Below are 21427 nucleotides of genomic sequence, written 5' to 3'. Positions count from 1 at the left end.
TCACGAACCGGCGGCTCATAGGTACAGCCCAGTACCGTGCTCGGTGAGCTCCGTCGCAACCGCGTGCAGGTCGCGCTCCTTCATCACGAGGTACGTGGTGCCGTGCACCTCGACCTCGAGCTGATCCTCCGGGTTGAACATCACCCGGTCGCCGACCTTCACGTGGCGCACGCTGGTACCGACTCCGAACACATCGCCCCACGCCAACCGCTTCGCCATCTGGGCCGTCGCGGGGATCACGATGCCTCCGCTGGAACGCCGCTCGCCGTCCTCCGGCGAGATGCGCACCATGACGCGGTCGTGCAGCATCTGGATCTCGAGCTTGACATCAGGCACCAGCAGAGTCTACGTGCCTTACCGATGGCCCTCGTCCATGCCGCCCATCAACAGGGGCAGACGGGTAGGTGCATCGTCAACCACTCGAACGGGTACGCCCCAGTCCTGCCTGGTCAGACGGCAGACCGGGTGTTCGTCGGCAGGATCGTCACTGCAACTGGCGGCCTGCGCTACTACGTGCAGAACGCCGTTCGTGACAGAATCGTTGATCCGCAACGCCCGTACCAGTTCGGTTCCGACGCCCGCGCCCTCGAGGATCAGCTCCGGCGGCGAGCTGGTGATCTCCAGACGGGTCGACGGGCCGTACCTCTCGTCCAGCTTCGTCCCGGTCGGCGGGGTGAAGACGACGGCGAGCTCGAACGCTCCCGGCGCGATGTCGGTGGACGGCCGCTTCACCTGGTGAGCCTCGCCGTCGATCCTGGTGGCGGCGGCGGAGAACCGTTCGAGCCGGTGGGCGGCCGACGCGACCACGACGAGCTCGTTGTCGACGACGAGCGCGTCGGACGGCTCTGCGACGTCCGTGGCGATGGTGCTCAGGGTGTTCGTGTCGGGGTCGTAGCGCCGGACGGCGTTGTTGTAGGTGTCGCTGATGGCGACGGAGTGGTCGTCGAGGACCGTGACGCCCAGCGGGTGCTGCAGGAGCGCCTCGTCCGCGTCGCCGTCCTTGTGGCCGAACGCGAACAGGCCCTTGCCGATGACGGTCGTGACCTCGCCGTTCTCCAGGTAGCGCAGCGCGCTGGTCTCGGAGTCGACCATCCACAGCCGGTCGCCGTCCGCGGCGAGCCCCGAGGTCTGGGCGAAGAAGGCCCCCTCCGCCGGTCCGTCGTTGATGCCTTCGACGGTGGTGCCCGCGAGGCGGCGGACGGTGTTGTCCGCGGGGTCGAAGAAGCCCAGCGTGTGGTTGCCGGCCATGGCGATGGCGACGCCGCCGTTCCACCAGGCGACGTCCCACGGGCTGGTGAGCTCGATCTTGTCGGCGGGCCCGTCGGTCTCGCCGTCGCGCCACTGCTCGCCGGTGCCGGCCAGCGTCGTGACCTCGCCCGTGCGGAGGTCGAGACCGCGCAGGAGGTGGTTGACGGTGTCCGCGACGACCACGTCGTAGCCGTGGGTGCCGGGGACCAGCGTGAGCCCCGCGGGCTCGGAGAACGTGGGGTTCAGGCCGTCCTGCCTGCCGCGTTCGCCGGTGCCGATGCGGCGGATGACGGTCTCGCCGTCCGCCTCGAGCTCGACGAGGCTGTGGTGGGCGGAGTCGCTGACCAGGATCGTGCCGCTCGGCGTGACGATCGCCTTGGCGGGGAACCGCAGCGTGGTGTTCTTCGGTTCGGGGGCGACGTACGGACCGGAGCCGCGGTGCAGCGTGCCCTTCTCGTCGTGCTCCGCGACCAGTTCGCCGATGACGGTCCTGAGCGCCTCGACGTGGCCCTCACCGGCGGCGACGTGCACGACGTAGCCCTCGGGGTCGACCAGCACGAGCGTCGGCCACGCCTTGACGGCGTAGTTCTGCCAGGTCGTGAGCTCCGGGTCGTCGAGAACGGGGTGGTGCACCTCGTAGCGCTCGACGGCGGCCTTCAGCGCGTCCGGGTCGGCCTCGTGCACGAACTTCGGCGAGTGCACGCCGATCGTGACCAGGACGTCCTCGAACTCCTTCTCGAGCGGGCGCAGCTCGTCGAGGACGTGCAGGCAGTTGATGCAGCAGAACGTCCAGAAGTCGAGCAGCACGATCTTGCCGCGCAGTTCCTTGAGGGTGACCTCGGCGTCACCCGTGTTGAGCCAGCCGCGTCCTACCAGCTCAGGGGCTCGGACACGGGCACGGCGCTTCACAGTCGTCACGCCGGTATCCAACACTGTGGACAGTCCGGCTGTTCCGGTGTCCAGGATGTGGACTACTGCTGCTCGAGGCAGAACACGTACGAGTCCCTGACGCTCAACGTGCGGCGGATCTCGTTGCCGTCCTTCATCGTCAGCTCGTATTTCTCGACCGTGTAGTTGTGCGTGTGCCCGCCAACGGCGGAACAGACGTTCGTGTCGACAGTTCCGGCATTCTTCGCCAGAACCACGAAAGAGCCGTGGCCACAACTCCCCGGAACCATCGCCGGACCGGTGTCCGTGCCGCTGTTCCGCAGGCAGTCGCCCACCGGGATCCCGTCGAGCGGGTTCGCCGACACCGTGGTGACGGGCGTTTCCGCGACGGCCGTCGACGGTGCCGGTCCTGGCGTGTCGCCGGCGCCGGAACCGCTCATCGCGATCACCAGCACAGGACCGAGCACCACCGCGACACCCACGACTCCGGCGATGTACCAACGCGCTGAGGTCAGCTCATCGCTCATGCCCAGCTATCGGTGCGCTTGCGACCGCGTTAGCCGACGGCAGCTTGAGGCCGGGCTTCTCGCCCTCGTCGAACACCGGCATCACGGTGATCTGCGCCTTCGAGAGGTCGACCTCCCCGCCGGCGAACAGGGCCCCGCGGAACGACACCTCGCCGGCGGCGAAGTCCGCGCCCTCGAACTGCACCCGGCCACTGCGGAACTCGGCCTTGTCGAACGTCACGCGCGCGCCGCCGAACGTCGTGCCGCCGAACCACACCTCGCCGCCGTCGACCACCATGCCGTCGAACGAGATCCAGCCGCCGGGGAAGCGCGCCAGGCTCAGGAAGAACGTTCCGGACGGCACGTGGACGCCGGCGAAGTCCGCCGATCGCAGCACGGCGCGGACCAGGTCGAAGTCGTGACCGCGCCAGCTGACCCGAGCGCCGTCGCGCAGGTGCTGGGAGATCAGGGTGGTGACGGTCAGGCGCACCTCGGACTCCGCGTCGTGGTACCAGTCCGAGTCCAGCGACGGCTCGTACGGCAGGCGCAGGTACGAGCACAGCACGTCGATGCACACCTGGCGTTGCTCCGGCCACTCGTCGGCCAGCGCGGCCAGGGCGTAGACGCCGGCGAGCCGGACGGACGGGGCCTCGTTGCCGATCTGGTTGCAGGCGGCGCCGAAGCGTTCGTTGAGCAGTTTCACGCGTTCGCGTGCCTCGGCGGACTCGCTGACGCGTTGTCTGCGGTAGGCCACGACCAGGGCGACGACACCGCCCACGCCCGCGACCACGGTCAGGGCGACCTTGATGATGTCGAGCCGGGACGACGGGGCGGAGGGGAAGCCCAGCGCGGCCCACAGGAGTGCCGCGGCCAGCGCGAAGACCGTCACGCCGATCAGCACGACAAGACCTATGTGCCTTTTGATTGACCAGAGCAGCCCCGAATCCACATGATGGAACGTAACCGCCCGCCTGAACCTTTTGCGCCATCTTTGGCGTAGAGGACGCCGGGAGGTGCGTGGTGGTGGAGTACCTGGTGATCGGTGCGGGTCCCGCGGGTCTGCAGATGGGACGCTTCCTGCACCTGGCGGGACGCGAGTACGTGGTCCTGGAGCGAAGCCCGGAACCGGCGAGCTTCTTCCGGGGGTTCCCCCGGCACCGCGTGCTGTCCACGGACGACAACTGGTTGTTCGGCGGCGCGCCGTTCTCGCGGTACAGCAAGCGGTCGTTCCCCGGCGCCGACGACCTGGTGCGGTACCTGGAGGACTTCGCGCGGCCGTTGAACGTCCGCTACGACACGCCGGTCACCGACGTGAGCGAGCACGGCGCGCGGCACGTCATCATCGCGACCGGCCAGAAGCCCCACCTGCCCAGCATTCCCGGCATCGAGCACGCCGAGACGTACGCCGACGCCAGCACCGACCCGACGGAGTACGCGGGCAAGCGCGTGCTGATCATCGGCCGCGGGCGCAGCGCGTTCGAGACGGCCGACAACATCTCCGCCACGGCTCGGCTGACGCACACGGTGGGACGGTCGGTGCAGCGGATCGTCAAGCACGGCACCGAGTTCGTCGCCTCTATCGACGGCACCGGGGAGCTGCGCTACGACAAGGTCATCGCGTGCACCGGGTTCCGCAGGGACACCGCGCTCGACGACCCCGCCGCGCACGTGGTCACCGGCGACTCGATCAAGGCGATCCGGCACACCGTCAGGGCGTTGCACAGGACGCTGGAGGCGGAGCACCACGGCGTCCCGTGGCCGCACCGCCGGCTGCGCAACCGGCCGGACGCGCTGGCCGCCGCGGTCGCGGCGCGGGCGAGCGAGATCCCGGACGGGCTGGCCGACGTCGTCGTGCCGCAAGGGCAGCACGCGTTGCTCTACGACGAGATGCCCACGACCCGGCGCCACGGCTTCGTCGTCACGAGCACGCAGGTCAGGCACTACCGGCACAACGAGCTGATCGCCGTCGAGCACCGGTTGCACCGCAAGCCGCTGGAGAGGTTCTTCTCGCAGCAGCTCGCGGTGCCGTGCATCGCCTAAGCGGGGAGCGTGCGGGCCAGGAACCGCGCGGTGAGGTCCCAGGCGCGGTCCGCGGCCGCCTGGTCGTACCAGGGCCCGAGGTGGTTGAGGAACGCGTGCCCCGCGGGCTCCAGGTGGATCTCGGCGTTCGGCCGGTCCTCCACCGCGTCCACGACCTTGCCGTACTCGGTGATGAACGAGTCCTCGGTGCCGAAGTGGAAGAGGATCGGGCACGACACCTGGTCGAGCGTGCCGATCTGGTCCGGCACACCCGAGCCGTAGAAGGAGACGGCGGTGTCCGGGTCCGACGCGACGGCCGCCGCGTAGGCGAGGGTGCCGCCGAGGCAGAAGCCGAGCACGCCGACGCCACCGGTGACCTCGGGCAGCCCGCGCAGGTACCGCGCGGACGCGACGACGTCCTGCACGGCGAGCGGGAAGTCGAGGTTGCCCACGACCTCCATCGACTTCTGGATGCCGGCCTCGTCGTGCTCGCCGACCCAGCCGGGCTGGAAGCGGTGGAAGAGCTCGGGGACGGCCACGACGTAGCCGAGCGCGGCGAGCTTCTCGGCGACTGTCCGCAGGTAGCCGTCCAGGCCGAAGATCTCCTGGATCAGGACGATGCCGGGGCCGCTCCCGGACTCGGGGAGCCAGACCGGCAACGGCATGTCGTCAACTCGATGGGTCATGGGTCGATCCTGCCCGAGAAGTGACGATCACCGGCCGACGACCTCCACGGACGTCCCGGTGAGGCGCTCGGCCTCCGCCCACAGACGTGCGGCCACCACCTCGTCCCGCGCGGACCGGGGCATCGAGGCGGGCCTGGTCGGGCCGACGAGCGCCCAGCGCGGCCCGTAGTACCCGCCGGCGACCGCGCCGGGGTCGGCCGCCGCGTACAGGAGCGGTTCGGTGCCCTGCTCGACCCCCTGCGAAGGGATCACCTTGAGACCGAACGACTGCACGATGCCGGGCCGGCCGCCGTTCAGGTACGGGCCGGAGGTCATCAGGTTCGTGCGGGCGTAGCCGGGGTGCGCGGCGACCGACAGCAGCGGCCAGTCCCGCTCGGCGGCCAGGCGGGCCAGGTGCACCGTCATCAGCAGGTCGGCGAGCTTGGAGTGGGAGTAGGCCAGCGTCGGGCTGTACCGGCGGCGCGACTGCAGGTCGTCGAAGTCGATCCGCCCGCGGTACGCGGCACCGCTGCTCATGGTCACGACGCGCGGCGCGGGAGCGGCCAGCAGCAACGGCAGCAGGCGGACTGTCAGGGCGAACGGGCCGAGGAAGTTGCTGGCCAGCTGGAGCTCGAAGCCGTCGGCCGTCTCGGTCCGCACGGGCACGTTCATCACACCCGCGTTGTTCACCAGCACGTCCAACGGCTTGCCCTCGGCGATCAGGTCCTCTGCGAACGCGCTCACCGAGGCCTGGGCCGCCAGGTCGAGCCCGCGGACCTCGACCCGCGCGCCGGGATGAGCGGCGAGGATCTCCGCTCTCGCCTGCTCGCCCTTGGCCTCGGTGCGCACCGCGAGGACGACCTCGGCCCCGGCGCCCGCCAGCCGCTTGGCCGCCTCCTTGCCGGTGCCGCTGTTCGCGCCGGTGACGACGATGCGCTTGCCGTGCTGGTCAGGAACCTCGTACATCGCAACTCCTCATTACGTACTGCTGGTCTTTTATTCACACAACATAACGGACCAACGGTATCTTAGTAAAGTACCGCTGGTCTGTAACATGTCCGGCATGGGTTTCCAGCGGGCGCGCACCGAGGAGCAGCGCAACGAGCGGCGGCGGCAGATCCTCGACGCGGCGGCGGCGATGCTCACCGAGATGCCGGTGGCCGAGCTGACCCTCACCGCCCTGAGCCGCCGGGTCTGCCTGGCCAAGGCCAACGTCCTGCGCTACTTCGAGTCGCGCGAGGCCGTGCTGCTGGCGTTGCTGAAGGCGGAGATCACGGACTGGATCACCGAGCTGGAGAGCGCGGCGCCCGGCGGCGGTCCCGCAGGGAAACGCGGAGACCGGCTGGCCGAGCTCCTGGCCACCTCGCTGGCACGCCGTCCCGTGCTGTGCGACCTGATGAGCGCGCAGTCCACCGTGCTGGAGCGCAACATCTCCGCCGAGACCGCCCTCGGGCACAAGCACGCCGTCCGGGAGCACCTGGAGACGCTCGTCCGGTTCACCGGACGGCACCTGCCCGAACTGGGCGACGAGGGCGCCGGCACGCTGCTGCAGACCGTCATGCTGATGGCGGTCGCCGCCTGGCCGGCCAGCCGCCCTCCGCAGGCGGTCCTCGACGCCTACGCCGCCGACCCGTCCCTGGCCGTGATGTGCGTCGACTTCACCGACGTCGTGCGCCGCACCGTCGAGGTGACCACCTCCGGTCTGCTGGCCCGGGCGAAAGACGTTTCCGCGCGGGAAGGCCAGACCCGATAACCGGCTTGCACCAGACACGAGCAGAGTGCTCTGCCATTCGGGTGCAGTTGGTTAACTCAGTGTCATTTCACCCATTGCGCGGCCTGTCAGGGAGCGACCGAGAACAGCCTGCGAACACCCACATGGCCTATCTATTCGTTTCGGCGTTTCACTCGATACAGTGAATAGGCGTCACCCTTCAGCTTGGACAGACGACGAAATTGTGCCAAAACCCACTGCTCAACCTGCCTTCCACGACACAACGTGCGTCCGTTCGAGTGACAGCTATGCTGCTCCCGTCAGCCAACGAGCCTCGCTCAGTGATTGACACAGGAAGGCGGGGCCCCTCCGAAGAGAGACCCCGCCGGAGGGCATGGAGCTGCTAGACCAGCCCCATGGCGCTCAAGAGGGTGCGAACCTCGACGAGCACCACGTGCAAGGCCACCAGGAACACCGTGCCTTTGGTGAGGAGTTCCTGGGCCTTGCGCGGCCACGACGGTTCATCCTTGACGCCTGTCAGCTTTGCACTGGCTGACTTGCGCCTGCGAACGATTGCCACCGTGTCGTTCTCCTTTGCTCACTTCGCAGTGGGCGCGAGCACCCACGGGTTGCGGCTCGGCAATCGACCGACCGCTCGAGCCGCTTCCGGATCATTTCTCCGGAAACTCGGTTGGAGCATTGGAGAGAGCCGACTCTATCTCGTTCAAAGCCTTCACTTGCGCACCGACCAGCGCAGATCCGATCAGTGTGATCAACAAGGAGCACCAAATGGCCGGAGTCGACACAGTGCTCCGACCTGCGAAAATGCCATGAACGCAGCGGGTTGCAGATTCGCCGCTCACTTGGAAATTAGGCCGATCGGTCTATGATCAACTTTTTTCTCTAGACCAAAAGGCCTACCATGGGGAGGTGCGGCCTTCGTTTGAGAATCACCCAAAAGAGGATCACAGCTACTGATCCGGCGGGTCGCGAATCGGAACGCTACCGCTCCGGCCGAAGGTCTGCGTTTCCGCGCGGGAAGGCCAGACCCGATAATCGGCCGATGATCAGGTTGATCGCGACCGACCTCGACGGCACCCTGCTGCAGCCGGGCGGGGTCCTCAGCGACCGCACCCGCGCCACCCTGAACGCCGTCGGCGCGGACGTCGTGATCGTCACGGCGAGGCCGCCGCGGTTCGTGCGGGATCTCGGCCTGGCCGGCACCGCGATCTGCGCCAACGGCGCGATCGTCTACGACCTCACGACCAAGGAGGTCACCCACGCCAGGACGTTGCCGTTCGACGTCGTGCGGAAGGTCTGCGAGGCGTTGGCGGAGGTGATCCCGAACGTCGGCATGGCCGTCGAGACAGGGCTGGAAGTGTTGTGCGAGCCCGCTTTCCGGGGCTTCGGGCCGAACAACCCGCACCGGACGCTGGAGCTGCTCGACCACGTCTTCGACGAGGCGCACCAGGTCGTGCAGATGCTGGCGTGGGCGCCGGACGCCGAGAGCGACCACATGATGGAGATCGCCAGGGAGGCGGTCGGGCAGCACGTGACCGTCACGCACTCCGGTGGGCTGGGACTCCTGGAGATCAGCCCGCCCGGCATCTCGAAGGCGGTGACCCTCGAAACCCTCTGCACCGCGAGGGGGATCGCCAAGGAGGAGGTCATCGCGTTCGGTGACATGCCGAACGACCTGTCGGTGCTCGGGTGGGCCGGCACCGCGTACGCGATGGGCAACGCGCACCCGCTCGTGAAGCAGGCCTGCACCAACCACGCGCCGCCGAACACCGAGGACGGCGTCGCCCAGGTCCTCGAAAGTCTCTTCCGGCTCTAGCGACGTGGCACCGAGGTGGGACCTGCCACCCCGGCGCCCAGCGCCACCACCCGTTGCCGCAAAGCGCGGTCGGCGGTCACCACGGTCACCGTTCGACCGGCGCCCTCGGTCCGCACCACCTCGACGATCGTGTCGTCGCCTTCACCGGGCGCGGCGACGACACGGACGTCGTCGACGCTGGACACGGTGCGCGCCTTGCCTTCCACGACGAGCACCACCTCCTCGTCACGGCCGCGCAACGCGTCGCGGAGGCGTTCGGCCGCTGCCGCCCTGTCGCGCCACCACCCGTCGGGCACCGATCCCACGACGTTGGCTGCGTCGACCACGAGCAACGGCTTCACGCCTCCCAGCGTGCCTCAGCCCCGGCGGGCCCGCAGCGCGTCCAGCGAGTCGGGGCCCTCGTCGGCCGACAGCGCCGACACGGGCGCGGACACGTTCGCCCAGCGCAGCACCGCGGCCGTCGCGGCAGCCCGTTCCCTCTCCGGCAACTTGGCGATGTTGGAGCCGTGGTTGCCGTCGGGGACGACGAACGACAGCGAGTCGCGCGTGCCCCGGCCCAGGTGGAACGGTTCCGCGCTCCACGGGTCGTTCTCGCCGTACACGAACAGCAGGCGCGAGCCCTGGTGGCGCACCCAGCGGTCCACGTCGGCCATCGCGTGGCGGTCGAAGCGCGGGAACTCGATCGACGCGGGCACCATCGTGCGCGGGACGCTGGAACCGGGGTGGCGCAACAGGTCCCGCACGGCGGACTCGTCGGCCGCCGGCCAGCCGAGCTGCGTGCCCGCCTGGTAGTAGTACGTCTCGTAGGGCGCCACGCCGGCGTCGGTGTAGAAGTCCCAGCCGACGGTCTCGTCGATGAAGCTCCAGAGGGCGTCCACCGACGCGCCGTCACCGGGCACGAGAGCGCACTGCTCCTGGGTTCCGTACTGCCAGAACGTGAACGGCGTGTCCAGGACGAGGACTTCCAACGACCGTTGCGCGCCGCCGAACTGCTTGTAGGTGTAGCCCTTGGCTTCCAGGCGTCGCACCAGCTCGTCGCGGTTCTGCAGGATCTGCCGCTGCACGCCCTCGAGCCGACGGTTGCACGTCGGGTCGTCGCCGACCTCGCGGATGAACTCGCCGTAGGTGTCGCGGTCGTTCACCACGTCGTTGGGCGCGACGTAGGCGATGGTGGCGTCGACGTCGCGAGGGAAGAACCTGCGGTGGTAGATCGACGTCATTCCGCCCTTGCTGGCGCCCGTGGAGAGCCAGCGAGCGCCGTAGATCTTCTTGAACGCCGTGACGATCCGGTGGTGGTCGTTGGCCGCCTGCCAGATGGTCAGGTCGTCCCAGTCGGCGGGCGACGGGCGGGACGGCGCGAAGAACCGCTGCTCCACGCTGATCTGGTTGCCGTCGACGAGCCGGGCGGGCTCGGACGCGCCGGATCCGGACAGGTGGTAGCCGGAGGTGTGCAGCACCATCGGCTTGGACTCCGCCTTGTGCAGCAACGAGAAGCGCTGCTCGAACTTCACGCCGCGCGGCCTGCGGTGGTCCGCGGGCTGCTGGATGCCGAGGACGAACGTCCGGGCGGTGCCGGACGTCCCCTCGCTGATGATCCGCACACCGGGGATGGCGGCGATGCGGTCCTTGATGTCCTCCGCGGCGGAGACCGCCGAGGCCGTGGCCATGACCTGCGCCGATACCAGGCCGAACGCCAGCAGGGAGCGTACGAGTCTGTTCACCCGCCCACGTTAGTGAGCCCGCACGCCCCGCCGGACCGGCCAATCGTCGGGCTTATTCGTCGCGGCTCGCGTAGTACGACGCGGCCATGTCCTCGTCGCCGTGGCCCTTCGTCACGGCGCGGTTCAGCCGCGCGCTCGCCGCCTGGGCCACGTCGAGCTGGACGCCACCGCGCACCGCGGCCTCGTTGACCAGCAGGGCGTCTTTCAGCGCGTTCCGCACGGTGAAGGCGGGCTCGAACGACCGCTCGATGATCGCGTTGCCCTTCATGTGCAGGTACGGGGTGTCGATCGCACTGCCGGACATGGCCTCCAGGAACAGCTTCGGGTCGAGCCCGGACGCCTCCGCGAGCGACACGGCCTCGCCGACGGCCGCGGTCAGCGCGAGCACCCAGCTGTTCGCGACGAGCTTCAGCTTCGTCGACGCACCGGCGTCACCGACCCACATCGTGCGGGCGCCGATCACGTCGAACACGGGCTGCACGCGCCCACGCAGTTCCTCGGCGCCCGACGCGAGCACGACGAGATTGCCCTCCGCCGCGGGCTTCGTGCTGCCGAGCACGGGGGCGTCGACGAACTCCAGACCGAGCGACCGGGCGAGCGCGATGTGGTCCTCGGTGGCTCCGATGCCGACGGTGGACGCCTGGATCCACACGGCGTCGTGCGGCAGCGAATCGGCGGCTGCCTGGATGGCGGAGGTGACCGCGACACCGTCGTTGAGCACCGTCAGCACGACGTCGACGCCTTCGACGGCGGCGGCCGGCGAGCCGGTGACGGTGGCGCCCTTCGCGGCGAGCGGTTCAGCCTTGGCGCGCGTGCGGTTCCAGACCCGGACATCGTGTCCTGCCGCGGCGAGGTTGGCTGCGATGGGGGCACCCATGAGGCCGGTGCCGAGCACGGCGATCTTCATGTCCCCAGCAAACAAGAAACCTCGCGGTGCTGCCAGGTCGGGGGTCCGACAGCACCGCGAGGTCAATCGTGACATCGGCGGACCGACGTGCACTGTTACAACGCCATCCTACTGTGGCCTGGATCACGTTTGACAGAGCGAAGCCCTTGGAGCGCGGGAGGTGCTCCAAGGGCTTGCGTTGGGGAGGCACTCGCGACGGGGGCGCCGTGCGAGTGCCGGGTTCGTGAAGTCAGCGCAGGGTGGTGACCTGAGCCTGGGCGATGGCCATCAGCTCGTGACGCATGGCCGGGGTGGTGGCCATGTCGATCGCGCGAGCCACGGCCTTCCGGTTACGCGCCTCGGCACGACGGGCGCGGAGCTTCGCTGCGAAGTTCATCTCGGTCAGCACTTCCCTCTCGGAGATCTGTTCGGTTGGTAACCCAAGTATGCACCTTCGCGCGCGCGAAAGCACGTGATTATCCGGTGAGGTGGCGCACATGCCGATGAATCGTCGGCTGACAACGTGAACGGCCGGACAACGCCGGGGTACCTCGGTCACTCCTCGCGGCCGAGCAGGAACCTCCCGAAGTGCGGCACGGTGAAGGCGATCTGACCTCGTTCCGCGCTGTAGACCAGGCCTTTCTTGATGAGCGAGTCCCGCGCGGGCGACAGCGACGACGGCTTGCGACCGAGGTGGTCGGCCACCTGGGCGGTGTTGACGCCCGCATCCTTTCCGTCGGTCAACTCGGCCATCGACCGGAGATACTCGCGTTCAGCGGGCGTCGCACGCTCGTATCGTGAGCCGAAGAAGCCCACCGCCAGCTCCGCGTCAGCCTCGGGAGCGGCCACGGAGACGTCCGTCGCGGTGATCGGGTCGGCCGGAGCGGCGTCCCAGGCGGCCTTGCCGTAGGCCTGGATGAAGTAGGGGTAGCCGCCGGAGGCGTCGAACAGCGCGTCCAACGCCTCGTCGGTGATGCCGGCGTCCTCCCGTTCGACCGGCGCGAGCACGGCGCGGTCGGCGTCCTCGCGACCGAGCCGGTCGATGCGGACGTAGCGGAAGAGGCGCTCCGAGTACGACTTGCTGGCGCTGAGGACCGCGGGCAGGTGCGGCAGGCCGGCGCCGACGACCACCAGGGGCGCGCCGAGCTGCGACAGCTCGTGGCACGCGGCGCACAACGCGCTGATGTCGTCGGGCCTGAGGTCCTGCATCTCGTCGATGAGCAGCGCGACGCCCGTGCCGACGTCCTGCGCGAGCTCGGCGACGTCGGTGAACAGCTCGACCAGGTCGATCTCGATGTCGCCGGAGTCCGCCCTGCCGCTCGCCGCCGGGACGTCGATGCCGGGCTGCCAGCGGTCGCGGAGCTTGGCGCCGTCCGGAGCCGCCCTGAGCGCGAACGCCTTGAGGATGCCGAGGATCGCCTCGACCCGGTCCGGCGCGCGGTGCCGGACCGCGATGTCGCGGATCGCGCGGTGCAACGCGGCGGACAGAGGCCTGCGGAGGTCGGCGTCGGGCCGCGCCTCGACCTTGCCCGCACCCCAGCCGCGCTTGACCGCCATGGACCGCAGCTCGCCGAGCAGCACCGTCTTGCCGACGCCCCGCAGCCCCGTCAGCACGAGGCTGCGCTCGGGACGGCCCCGCGCCACGCGTTCGAGCACGACCTCGAACGCTCCGACTTCCTTGTCCCGGCCGGCGAGCTCAGGAGGCCGCTGGCCTGCACCGGGGGCGAACGGGTTGCGCACCGGGTCCATGGCTCGCACCGTATCGGCGTTTCTAGGCCGGACCTTAGAAACGCGCAGACGAAGCTCCGGATGCATGTGTATCCGGCTTTCTAGTGTCTTTACTAGATTGCGTGATACTTGCGGATGGACCGGGCGCCCGGTTGGCTGGGGTGCGTGGCTGAAGTCGTGACAAAGGGGACGGGCGAGGTCGAGCGCACCGCAGACCGCGCACAGGTGGACGTGACGTTCGAGGCCGTCGGAGCCGATCGCTCCGAGGCGGTGAGCACGCTCAACCAGCGCATTTCCGCCGTGGAACCGCTGCTGGAGACCTTCGAGGTGCGCTCGCGGCAGCTGTCCGTGCACGACAACTGGGACAACAACCAGCGCGTCGGCAGCCGCGCGCAGCAGCAGTACGTGATCTGGGTGTCCGACCTGGACGGGCTCGACGGCCTGCTGGCAGAACTGGTCCAGGCCGAGCCGTCCTGGATCAACGGCCCGTCGTGGACGCTCGTCGACGACGGCGACGCGGTCCGTGAAGCGCAGAAGGCCGCCGTGGCCGACGCACTGCGACGGGCCGAGGGGTACGCGTCGGCTCTGGGGCGGCGGCTCGGGCCGTTGCTGCGGATCGGCGACACCGAGGGTGGGGGCGGGTACTCGCCCAAGATGATGCGCGGCGGGGCTTCGTTCGAGATGGCCGGGCCTGCCGGGATGGTGGACCAGCTGAACCTCAAGGCTCAGCAGATCACGGTGTCCGCGGTGTGCACGGCGGCCTGGTCGTTGCTCGACTAGCTCAACCGGTGCCGCGCAACGACTCGATGGAGAACTGCACGGCCTTGGCGTCGCGGTCGTCTGGCCGGGCACGCAGCCAGTTCCTCAGCCAGTCGAGGCGGCGTGCGGCGTCCAAAGCCAAGGTCAGCAGCACGTACGCGCGGCGTTCCCACTGTCGGGCCGAGGCCATCGCGTCGGCCGCCGGCCGCCACTCGTCGCGCAGCGTGCCGACCAGTGCGCGCGCCAGTACCGGGTCTTGTTCCGGATCCACCCGCATGAGCCCCACCCCCCAGGTCCGCACATGGCGGTTCATGAAGTGTGCACGGCGCTCCGCCAGAAATCACGCATCACGGGCAAGGGGGCCGGACTCGTCATTGCCGTTCGTGTCAACAGAATCGTGACAGTGCTTTGTGTCGGCACGACGTGGAATGCGGTGCCGGAACCACCGACCCAGCCGTAGCGGCCCCGGACGTTCCACGGGTCGATCTCGGCGATGTCGACGCTGCCGCCGAAGCCCCAGCCCTGTCCCTCCAGGAAGATCCGGCCCGCCTCGCGTTCCGCGGCCGTCGTGGTGTCGACCGCGAGCTCCGGAAGCAAGTCACCTGACAACAAGAATCGGCCGAACGCCAGCAGATCGTCCACAGTGGATTTGAGTCCGCCGGCGCCGGATGGCAGGGCCGCGCTGAGAAAGCCGGTGTTCTTCATGCCGAGTGGCGCGAAGAAGCGTTCTTCGAGATAGCGGGAATGCGAGCCGGTGACGCGCTCGATCAGCACGCCGAGCACGTCGTAGGAGGTGTTGCAGGTCCAGCCTTCGCCGGGCTCGTGCAGCAACGGCACCAACGCCAGGTGCTTGAGCCACTCGTCGAGGGTGGGCAGGTCCTCGCGGCCGTGCAGGTGCGCCTCGTCGAGAAGCTTCCGCGTGGCGGGCAAGGAGAAGTCCGCCGTGAAGCCCCAGCCCGAACGGGACGCCAGCAGGTGCCGGACGGTGATCGGGCTCGTCGCGGGGACGACGTCGTCGACCTCGCTGTCCTGCGTGCGGACGACCACCGGGTTCGCGAGCTCCGGCAGCCAGGTCGAGATCGGGTCGTCGAGTCCGATCCGGCCGTCCCTCACCAGCTGCACCGCCGCGGTGGCGATGATCGGCTTGGTCACCGAGGCGATCGGGGAGACCGACTCGCGGGTGTCCTCGCCGATCGCCGCGACCTCCACGTCGTCGCCGCGGGCGATCAGCGCGACGCGGTCGGCACGTCGTCGCGGTGGGACTCCAGCACTTCCCGCAAGGTCATGGTCGCCATCCTTCTCCTGGTGGGGTCTGGACGGGCGGACTTCAGCGAACCGGAGAACTCATCGCTCCAGGATCGCCGTGATGCCCTGACCACCTGCCGCGCAGATCGACACGAACCCGCGCCCGCTCCCCCTCTGGTGCAGCAGCTTCGCCAGGGTCGCCACGATCCGGGCGCCGGTCGCCGCGAACGGGTGGCCTGCCGCGAGCGACGAGCCGTTGACGTTCAGCTTGGACCTGTCGAGCTCGCCGAGCTCCTTCTCCCACGCCTTCAAGGTCGCGAGCACCTGGGACGCGAACGCCTCGTGCACCTCGTAGAAGTCGAAGTCCTGCAACGTCAGGCCCGCCTTGGCGAGCATGCGCGGCGCGGCGTGCACCGGCGCCATGAGCAGGCCCTCGTCGCCGTGCACGTAGTCGACGGCGGCGGTCTCGGCGAAGGTCAGGTAGGCGAGCACCGGCAGGTTCCTGGCCCGGGCCCACTCCTCGGTCGCGAGCAAAACGGCGGAGGCGCCGTCGGAGAGCGGGGTCGAGTTGCCGGCCGTCATCGTGTCGCCGAAGACCGGCTTGAGCCTGGCGAGCTTCTCGGCGGTGCTGTCCGGGCGGAGGTTCTGGTCGCGGGTCAGGCCGAGGTACGGCGTGACGAGGTCGTCGAAGAAGCCCTCGTCGTAGGCGCGGGCGAGGTTGCGGTGGCTGCGCGCCGTCAGTTCGTCCTGGTCCTCGCGCGTGATGCCGTACTGGGCGGCGGTGATGGCCGCGTGCTCGCCCATCGACATGCCGGTGCGCGGTTCGCCGTTGCGCGGCAGGTGCGGCACGACGTGGCTGGGGCGGAGCCTGGTGAGCAGGCTGATCTTGCGGGTGCGGTTGAACTCCAGCAGGAGCTTGCGGAAGTTCTCGTTGACGCCGATCGGCGCGTCGCTCGTGGTGTCGACGCCGCCCGCGATGCCGGCCTCGATCTGGCCGAGCGCGATCTTGTTGGCGACGGCGATGACGGCCTGCAGGCCCGTTCCGCAGGCCTGCTGCACGTCGTACGCGGGCGTCTCCGGGCTGAGCCTGCTGCCCAGCACCGACTCGCGGACGAGGTTGAAGTCGCGCGAGTGCTTGAGCACGGCGCCCGCGACCACCTCGCCGAGGCGTTCGCCCTGCAGGCCGAAGCGGCTCACGAGGCCGTCCAGCACCGCCGTGAACATGTCCTGGTTCGACGCGGTGGCGTACGGGCCGTTCGAGCGGGCGAACGGGATGCGGTTGCCGCCGATGATCGCTACTCGCATGCCGCCATACTACCTACTAGCGGGTATACTTACTAGCGAGTAGGTTGTGTGACGTGGACAGGTACCAGAAGTTCGCGACCTCGGGGCTCGGCCGTCAGCTCGTGCGCAGGCTCGGCCTGCCGAACCCGCACCCGCTGCGCCGGGACGCCGCGCTGGCCACGCCGGTGCTCGTCGGTGGCGCCACCCGGCTGCCCTTCCTGAAGCAGCTCGAGACAGGTCCCGCTCCCCACGGCGCGCTGGTGTTCGACGCGTCGGACATCGCGTCGGTGAGCGACCTGCGGCAGCTGCACGACTTCTTCCACCCGACGATCACGCAGCTCGGCGCGTGCGGACGCGTGGTCGTGATCGGCCGGTCGCCGGACTCCGTGGCGCAGCGGGCTCTCGAAGGCTTCGTGCGGTCCGTCGGCAAGGAGCTGCGGCGGGGCGGCACGGCCAACCTGGTCTACGTGGCCGACGGCGCCGAGGACGACGCGGAGTCGACGCTGGGGTTCCTGCTGTCCGGCCGGTCGGCGTACGTGTCCGGGCAGGTGATCCGCGTTGCCGGTGGTGCTTCGCCCGGCACGCTGGAGGGCAAGGTCGCGCTGGTCACTGGTGCTTCGCGGGGCATCGGCGAGGCGATCGCGGCCACCCTGGCCCGCGACGGCGCGCACGTGGTCTGCCTGGACGTCCCGGCCGCCGGCGAGGACCTCTCGAAGGTCGCGAACGCCATCGGCGGGTCGGCGTTGCAGCTCGACATCACCGGCGACCCGGCGCGGCTGACCTCGTACCTGATGGAGCGGCACGGCGGCGTGGACGTCGTCGTGCACAACGCGGGCATCACGCGGGACAAGACGCTGGCGCGCATGGACGCCGACAAGTGGGACGCGGTGCTGGAGGTCAACCTCGCCTGCCAGGAGCGGATCAACGACGCGCTGCTCGACGGCGACGTGCTGCGGACCGGCGGGCGGATCATCGGGGTGTCGTCGATCGCGGGCATCGCGGGCAACGTCGGCCAGACCAACTACGCCACCTCCAAGGCGGGCGTGATCGGGATGGTCCAGACGCTGGCACCCGTCCTGGCCGCGCGCGGGGCCACGATCAACGCCGTGGCGCCCGGTTTCATCGAGACGAAGATGACCGCGGCCGTGCCGTTCGCGACGCGCGAGGTCGGGCGGCGGATGAACAGCCTCTCGCAGGGCGGGCTGCCGTCCGACGTCGCCGAGACCGTGGCGTGGTTCGCGTCGCCGGGATCCGGTGGCGTGAACGGCAACGTCGTGCGGGTGTGCGGCCAGATGCTGCTGGGGGCGTGATGCTGCTGCGTGCCGCCCTCACGTCGTTCCGGCGCGGGGAAGTCCTTGCCGCGCATCCCGTCTCGAGCACCGTCGACGTCTCGCTGGAGCACCTCGCGGCGTACAACTCGGTGTGCGGCTTCGGGCTGCGCGACGCGTTGCCGTTGACCTACCCGCACGTGCTCGGCTTCCCGTTGCAGATGAAGCTGATGACGGGCTCCGGGTTCCCGTTCCCGTTGCCCGGTCTCGTGCACGTCGCGAACCGGATCACGCAGTCACGGCCCCTGACGTCGGGCGAACCGCTGGAGATCACGGTGTCCGCGCGCGATCTCCGTCCCCACCCGCAGGGCACGCAGGTCGACGTCGTGACGTCGGTTTCCGGTGTCTGGGAAGGGGTCTCGACCTACCTGCGGCGGACGGGCGGCTCGTCCGGGTCCGGCGAGGAACTGCGGCGGCCGGCCGGATCGGCGGTGTGGCGGGTGCCCGCGGACATCGGACGGCGCTACGGCGCGGTGTCCGGCGACCGCAACCCGATCCACCTGCACCCGTTGAGCGCCAAGCTGTTCGGCTTCCAGCGCGCGATCGCCCACGGGATGTGGACGAAGGCGCGCTGCCTGGCGGCGTTGGAAGGCAGGCTGCCGGAGGCCGTGACGGTCGACGTCCGGTTCAAGAAGCCGCTGCTCATCCCCGGCCGTGTCGAGTTCTCGGCGCGCGAGAACACCGACGGCTGGGAGTTCGGCGTGTGGGGCAGGGGACCCCACCTGCTGGGGTCAGCGTCGTGACGGCGGATGCCAGACGTTGCCGTCGACCAGGTCGCCGAAGCCCATCCACACGAGGTTCATGAGGCGGGCGGCGACGACGCCGGCGGGTTCCTCCGGGTGGTCGAGCCACCACTCCGCGAGCGACTCGCCGGCCCCGACCAGCGCGGCGGCCAGCGACTCGGCCTCCAGCTTGGTCGCGGGCGCCTTCGTCGACTGGGTGAGCAGCGCCGCGACCAGCGACACCGCGCGACCGCGCATGTCCGCCAACTCGACGGCGAACGGCCCGCCCTGGGTGGACGCCTGCCGGTGCAGCACCTGCCAGCTCGACCGGTTCTCGCCGACGAACCCGAAGAACGCCCGCAGGCCGCTCCACAGCTGCACGTCGGGTTCCTGGTCGGGCTCGACCCCCGTCGCGATGGCCTCCATCATCCGCGTGGCCTCACGCCGGATGCACGTCGCGAACAGCTCCTCCTTCGACCCCAGGTAGGCGTAGAGCATCGGCTTCGAGATGCCGGCGACGTCCGAGATCTCGTCCATCGAAGCCGCGTGGAAGCCGAGCCGTGAGAACACGTCGATGGCGGCGTCCATGATCTGCCGCTCACGCACCGCGCGTGGCAAGCGCTTGGCTCGACCTTCTGTGCGCATCACTACCCCTCAGTTCGGATCAGCAAGATTATCCGATCGGCTTGCCGCCATATCTACTCATCAGTAGTCTTACTCGCGAGTAGGTACCAGGAGGTGTCCCATGACGCTCGACCTCACGACCGAGGCGATCGCCAAGCTCAGCCCGGCCGAGCTGATCAGCACGCTGGAGCAGGTCTCGCCGGACGATCCCGCCCTCGATGGCGTGGACATCGACGTCATCGCCCGCGGCATCGACCCGAAGAAGCTGGGCAAGGACGACTTCGCGGCACTGCTGAGGGCGCTGGGCGCGCTGGCGGACGGCGGCGCGGACCTCGACCTGTCGAAGATGGACCCGTCCAACTTCGCCCGCATCATCTCGCGCGCCTCGAAGGACCAGATCGAGGCCGTCGTCGCCGACGCGTCACTGCGGGAACGCGTGCTGGACGAGGTGTTCCGCCGCATGGAGGTCCACTTCCGCGCGGACCGGGCCGGCGCCACTCGCGCCGTCGTGCACTTCCACGTGCTCGAGGACGTGTACGAGGCCATCATCGAGAACGCGGAGTGCACGATCAACAAGGGCGTGACGCGCGAGGCCCGTGCCGTCGTGACGCTGACGCCCGCCGACTTCCTGAAGCTCGCGACCGGCAACGCCTCCGCGCCCGTGCTGTTCATGACGGGCAAGCTGAAGGTGAAGGGCGACCTGGGGTTCGCGGCCGGGTTCATGAGCCTGTTCAACATCCCGAAGGCCTGACGATTTCTTGGGAGACTTGCTGTGGGTGGCTTCTCGCTCGAGCTGAACGAAGACCAGACCGACCTGCGCGACTGGGTGCACGGCTTCGCACGCGACGTGATCAGGCCGGCGGCCTCGGAGTGGGACGAGCGCGAGGAGACGCCGTGGCCGGTGATCCAGGAGGCGGCGAAGATCGGCCTCTACGGCTTCGAGGCCCTCGCGACCTGGTTCGCGGACCCGATCGGCCTGTCGCTGCCGATCGCCACCGAGGAGCTCTTCTGGGGTGACGCGGGAATCGCGCTGGCCCTGATGGGCACCGGCCTGGCCGTGGCGGGCATCTTCGCGTCCGGCGAGCCCGAACAGCTGGCCGAGTGGGTGCCGGAGTGCTTCGGCGACGAGTCGGACCCGAAGCTGGCCGCGTTCTGCGCCTCCGAACCCCAGGCGGGCTCCGACGTCGCCGGCTACCGCACCCGAGCCCGGTACGACGAGGCCACCGACGAGTGGGTGATCAACGGCCAGAAGGCCTGGGCCACCAACGGCGGCATCGCGAACGTCCACGTCGTGACCGCGGTGCTGGACGCGTCCCTGGGCTCCCGAGGCCAGGCCGGCTTCATCATCCCGCCCGGCACCCCCGGCGTGTCGTCCCCCGGCAAGATCAAGAAGCACGGCATGCGCGCCTCCCACACGGCCGACGTGTTCTTCGACGACGTCCGCGTGCCCGGCCGTTGCGTGCTGGGCGGCCGCGAGCGCGTCGAGGCCCGTCTGGCCCGTGCACGCGAGGGACAACGTGCGGGCGGACAGGCCGCCATGGCGACGTTCGAGACCACGCGCCCAACCGTCGGCGCCATGGCCGTCGGTGTCGCACGGGCCGCCTACGAGTACGCGCTGGACTACGCGAAGGACCGCGAGGCGTTCGGCCGGAAGATCATCGAGAACCAGTCGATCGCGTTCGACCTGGCCAACATGAAGATGGAAATCGACGCGGCGCGGCTGCTGGTGTGGCGCGCGGCGTGGATGGGCCGCAACAACGTGCCGTTCACCGCGGGTGAGGGGTCGATGTCGAAGCTCAAGGCTTCCGAGGTGTCGGTGTGGGCGACCGAGCGGGCCATCCACATCCTGGGTGGGGCCGGGTACACGCGGGAGCACCCGGTGGAGCGGATGCACCGGGACTCGAAGATCTTCACCATCTTCGAGGGGACCTCGGAGATCCAGCGACTTGTGGTGTCCAGGGCCATTTCCGGGATGCAGATCAAGTGAGTTGATCACTCCAGGCCGTCCTCAGGCCGTCTGAGGGGACGGGGTCTTGCGAGGCTTGAAGACCCCGTCCACCGCGAGCCGCGCCCTCTGGTGACTGGACGGCATCAGGTGCGTATACGTCCGGAGCGTGAAGCCCGGGTCCTCGTGACCCAGGAACTCCGCAAGCTCCTTAATGGACACTCCGCGCGCGAGCAAGATCGAGGCGTAGAGGTGCCTCATCGCGTGCATGCCGTCCTGCCGGTTCGTGTACGTCAGCCCCGCGCGCTTGA

At 69.3% G+C, this 21427-nt stretch carries 25 protein-coding genes; 8 read left to right on the top strand and 17 right to left on the bottom strand.

Annotated features, from left to right (window positions below; translation table 11 throughout):
* Nucleotides 1-15: 15 nt before the first annotated feature.
* From VM306_RS18000 to VM306_RS17985, 4 genes are read right to left on the bottom strand one after another with little or no spacing between them, the layout of a single operon-like run.
* Entirely contained in the window at nt 16-309 is a 294-nt protein-coding gene (locus tag VM306_RS18000; protein ID WP_325516354.1) for a co-chaperone GroES, read from the bottom strand.
* Nucleotides 310-354: 45 nt separating this feature from the next.
* Nucleotides 355-2166, bottom strand: a complete 1812-nt coding sequence (locus VM306_RS17995) for an NHL domain-containing thioredoxin family protein (protein ID WP_325516270.1) — start codon at nt 2164-2166, stop codon at nt 355-357.
* A gap of 53 nt (nt 2167-2219) precedes the next feature.
* Nucleotides 2220-2663, bottom strand: a complete 444-nt coding sequence (locus tag VM306_RS17990; protein WP_325516268.1) for an LppU/SCO3897 family protein — start codon at nt 2661-2663, stop codon at nt 2220-2222.
* On the bottom strand, nt 2653-3543 hold the full coding sequence (locus tag VM306_RS17985; RefSeq protein WP_325516266.1) for a pentapeptide repeat-containing protein: 891 nt from the start codon (nt 3541-3543) through the stop codon (nt 2653-2655). The genes VM306_RS17990 and VM306_RS17985 overlap by 11 nt, the downstream gene beginning before the upstream one ends.
* 122 nt (nt 3544-3665) lie before the next feature.
* Here VM306_RS17985 and VM306_RS17980 point away from each other — a divergent pair, with 122 nt between their 5' ends.
* Nucleotides 3666-4682, top strand: a complete 1017-nt coding sequence (locus tag VM306_RS17980; RefSeq protein WP_325516263.1) for an NAD(P)-binding domain-containing protein — start codon at nt 3666-3668, stop codon at nt 4680-4682.
* Here the strand turns inward: VM306_RS17980 and VM306_RS17975 are convergent.
* Nucleotides 4679-5347, bottom strand: a complete 669-nt coding sequence (locus tag VM306_RS17975; protein WP_325516261.1) for a dienelactone hydrolase family protein — start codon at nt 5345-5347, stop codon at nt 4679-4681. The genes VM306_RS17980 and VM306_RS17975 overlap by 4 nt on opposite strands.
* 27 nt (nt 5348-5374) lie before the next feature.
* On the bottom strand, nt 5375-6292 hold the full coding sequence (locus VM306_RS17970; protein WP_325516259.1) for an SDR family oxidoreductase: 918 nt from the start codon (nt 6290-6292) through the stop codon (nt 5375-5377).
* 97 nt (nt 6293-6389) lie between these two features.
* On the opposite strand from VM306_RS17970, the gene VM306_RS17965 reads away from it, so the two are divergent.
* Nucleotides 6390-7079 (top strand): TetR/AcrR family transcriptional regulator, encoded by a 690-nt coding sequence (locus VM306_RS17965; protein WP_325516257.1) that lies wholly within the window; start codon nt 6390-6392, stop codon nt 7077-7079.
* Nucleotides 7080-7440: 361 nt separating this feature from the next.
* On the opposite strand, the gene VM306_RS17960 is transcribed toward VM306_RS17965, so the two are convergent.
* A complete protein-coding gene (locus VM306_RS17960; protein WP_325516255.1) occupies nt 7441-7617 on the bottom strand; it encodes a hypothetical protein in 177 nt (58 codons plus the stop codon).
* 483 nt (nt 7618-8100) lie between these two features.
* On the opposite strand from VM306_RS17960, the gene VM306_RS17955 reads away from it, so the two are divergent.
* Nucleotides 8101-8874, top strand: a complete 774-nt coding sequence (locus VM306_RS17955) for a Cof-type HAD-IIB family hydrolase (RefSeq protein WP_325516252.1) — start codon at nt 8101-8103, stop codon at nt 8872-8874.
* Here the strand turns inward: VM306_RS17955 and VM306_RS17950 are convergent.
* The 5 genes from VM306_RS17950 to VM306_RS17930 all read right to left on the bottom strand — a co-directional run bounded on the left by VM306_RS17950 (nt 8871) and on the right by VM306_RS17930 (nt 13230).
* Nucleotides 8871-9215: an NTP pyrophosphohydrolase gene (locus VM306_RS17950; RefSeq protein WP_325516250.1), complete on the bottom strand. Its 345-nt coding sequence runs from the start codon at nt 9213-9215 to the stop codon at nt 8871-8873. The genes VM306_RS17955 and VM306_RS17950 overlap by 4 nt on opposite strands.
* A 15-nt stretch (nt 9216-9230) precedes the next feature.
* Nucleotides 9231-10595 (bottom strand): S28 family serine protease, encoded by a 1365-nt coding sequence (locus tag VM306_RS17945; RefSeq protein ID WP_325516248.1) that lies wholly within the window; start codon nt 10593-10595, stop codon nt 9231-9233.
* Between the two features lie 52 nt (nt 10596-10647).
* Entirely contained in the window at nt 10648-11502 is an 855-nt protein-coding gene (locus VM306_RS17940; RefSeq protein WP_325516246.1) for an NAD(P)-dependent oxidoreductase, read from the bottom strand.
* Nucleotides 11503-11731: 229 nt separating this feature from the next.
* A complete protein-coding gene (locus VM306_RS17935) occupies nt 11732-11878 on the bottom strand; it encodes a hypothetical protein (protein ID WP_167969512.1) in 147 nt (48 codons plus the stop codon).
* 158 nt (nt 11879-12036) lie between these two features.
* Nucleotides 12037-13230 carry an ATP-binding protein gene (locus VM306_RS17930; RefSeq protein ID WP_325516244.1) on the bottom strand — a complete coding sequence of 398 codons (1194 nt, stop codon included), beginning with the start codon at nt 13228-13230 and terminating at the stop codon, nt 12037-12039.
* Between the two features lie 144 nt (nt 13231-13374).
* On the opposite strand from VM306_RS17930, the gene VM306_RS17925 reads away from it, so the two are divergent.
* Nucleotides 13375-13989, top strand: a complete 615-nt coding sequence (locus tag VM306_RS17925; RefSeq protein ID WP_325516242.1) for an SIMPL domain-containing protein — start codon at nt 13375-13377, stop codon at nt 13987-13989.
* 1 nt (nt 13990) lies between these two features.
* Here VM306_RS17925 and VM306_RS17920 read toward each other — a convergent pair whose 3' ends face one another.
* From VM306_RS17920 to VM306_RS17910, 3 genes are all read right to left on the bottom strand, one after another.
* Nucleotides 13991-14245 (bottom strand): hypothetical protein, encoded by a 255-nt coding sequence (locus VM306_RS17920; RefSeq protein WP_325516240.1) that lies wholly within the window; start codon nt 14243-14245, stop codon nt 13991-13993.
* 32 nt (nt 14246-14277) lie between these two features.
* A complete protein-coding gene (locus tag VM306_RS17915; protein WP_325516236.1) occupies nt 14278-15177 on the bottom strand; it encodes a serine hydrolase domain-containing protein in 900 nt (299 codons plus the stop codon).
* Between the two features lie 135 nt (nt 15178-15312).
* On the bottom strand, nt 15313-16518 hold the full coding sequence (locus VM306_RS17910) for an acetyl-CoA C-acetyltransferase (RefSeq protein WP_325516233.1): 1206 nt from the start codon (nt 16516-16518) through the stop codon (nt 15313-15315).
* A gap of 53 nt (nt 16519-16571) precedes the next feature.
* Between VM306_RS17910 and VM306_RS17905 the strand changes: the two genes are divergently transcribed.
* Entirely contained in the window at nt 16572-17807 is a 1236-nt protein-coding gene (locus VM306_RS17905; RefSeq protein WP_325516231.1) for a 3-oxoacyl-ACP reductase, read from the top strand.
* A complete protein-coding gene (locus VM306_RS17900) occupies nt 17807-18568 on the top strand; it encodes a MaoC family dehydratase (RefSeq protein ID WP_325516351.1) in 762 nt (253 codons plus the stop codon). Before VM306_RS17905 ends, VM306_RS17900 begins: the two co-directional genes overlap by 1 nt.
* Here VM306_RS17900 and VM306_RS17895 read toward each other — a convergent pair.
* Nucleotides 18557-19192, bottom strand: a complete 636-nt coding sequence (locus tag VM306_RS17895; protein ID WP_325516229.1) for a TetR/AcrR family transcriptional regulator — start codon at nt 19190-19192, stop codon at nt 18557-18559. The genes VM306_RS17900 and VM306_RS17895 overlap by 12 nt on opposite strands.
* A gap of 100 nt (nt 19193-19292) precedes the next feature.
* Between VM306_RS17895 and VM306_RS17890 the strand changes: the two genes are divergently transcribed.
* Together VM306_RS17890 and VM306_RS17885 are read left to right on the top strand one after the other, a co-directional pair.
* The gene (locus VM306_RS17890) at nt 19293-19922 is read left to right on the top strand and encodes an SCP2 sterol-binding domain-containing protein (RefSeq protein ID WP_325516225.1); all 630 of its coding nucleotides are present in this window, start codon (nt 19293-19295) and stop codon (nt 19920-19922) included.
* Between the two features lie 21 nt (nt 19923-19943).
* Nucleotides 19944-21158, top strand: a complete 1215-nt coding sequence (locus VM306_RS17885) for an acyl-CoA dehydrogenase family protein (protein WP_325516222.1) — start codon at nt 19944-19946, stop codon at nt 21156-21158.
* A 21-nt stretch (nt 21159-21179) separates the two neighbouring features.
* Here VM306_RS17885 and VM306_RS17880 read toward each other — a convergent pair.
* Nucleotides 21180-21427, bottom strand: a 248-nt coding sequence (locus VM306_RS17880) for a tyrosine-type recombinase/integrase (RefSeq protein WP_325516219.1), incomplete at its 5' end; no start/stop codon positions are given.

It is taken from the genome of Lentzea sp., from assembly GCF_035525475.1.
Classification (GTDB): domain Bacteria; phylum Actinomycetota; class Actinomycetes; order Mycobacteriales; family Pseudonocardiaceae; genus Lentzea.
The sequence above is the reverse complement of the archived record's forward strand: the minus strand, read 5'-3'. Positions and strand labels throughout refer to the sequence as shown.